Below are 1,001 nucleotides of genomic sequence, written 5' to 3'. Positions count from 1 at the left end.
TTGGCCAGTTTCCAGGCCGCATCTGCGGCATTGTCGCGCTGCTCTTGGGTTTTCATGAAACGGCCTTCGTCATTGACGTAATAGTCTTCATCCTGAATGCCCCAAGTGAGTGTCTTTTGCCAATCTTCTTCCATGAGCTTGTCGAGTGCTTTAATGATTTTCACAGGGTCTTTGGCACTCACGGTAATACCGATGCCATTGTTCAGGTTAAGCGCTGCGCGATCACGATAATAGTCTTTGGTGCTGCTGTCATACACGAGCGGGAACCCCACATAAGTGCGTTCAATTTTGTCCTGCGTTATGAGCGAATCTTCCGCGCTGCCGAAATTCCAGTGTTGGTCGAACATGCCGAGTACTGCCCCACTGGACAATTTGGCCATATATTGGTCGTAGTTTTGTGCAAACGCTTCCTTATCCAGCAAGCCTTGTGCATTGATTTCATTTAGTTTCTGATAGTACGTCTTGGCATAATCCTTGTCCGCAAAGATCTCTGCCTTGCCGTCGTTGACGACCACACCACCATCATTCGGATGACCGATCAAATGCTGCGGCGGATTCAGCAAGCCCCAGTTTTTCCAATCATAGTTCAAGACCTCGAAACCGACTGTCGGTTTGCCGTCAATGGTTGGATACTTTTCCTTGTATTTCGCGATCAAGTCAAAGTATTCGTCCAGTGTCTTCGGTGTCGGATAACCGAACTCTTTCAACACGGCTTTTTGGATCCAAAAGGCAGGTCCGCTGTAGTAGGTATCCGCCACTTCGCCGTTGTATGCACCGTAGTTTGGCAGGTAGTAAATGTGTCCATCATTCGGGTCCTTCATTTGATTCCAGTACTTCTCGTAATGCTTCTTCAAATTAGGCGCGTGTTCTTCAATCAGATCTTCAAGCGGAATGACTGAACCGGCTGCCGTAAGTTTGGTATCGGCTGAGATCAGATCCGGATAATCTCCACCGGCGATCATGACGCCGAGCTTTTGGTTCTTGTCACCAGCCAGAAATTC

General features: G+C 48.4%; 1 protein-coding gene. It reads right to left on the bottom strand.

The annotated features are described in order from the left end of the window. Positions 1–1,001 (bottom strand): extracellular solute-binding protein (locus HP548_RS00295; protein ID WP_175380576.1); only part of this gene is annotated, 1,001 nt, incomplete at both ends.

The sequence above is a fragment of the Paenibacillus taichungensis genome, assembly GCF_013359905.1.
Lineage (GTDB): Bacteria > Bacillota > Bacilli > Paenibacillales > Paenibacillaceae > Paenibacillus > Paenibacillus taichungensis.
The sequence above is the reverse complement of the archived record's forward strand: the minus strand, read 5'-3'. Positions and strand labels throughout refer to the sequence as shown.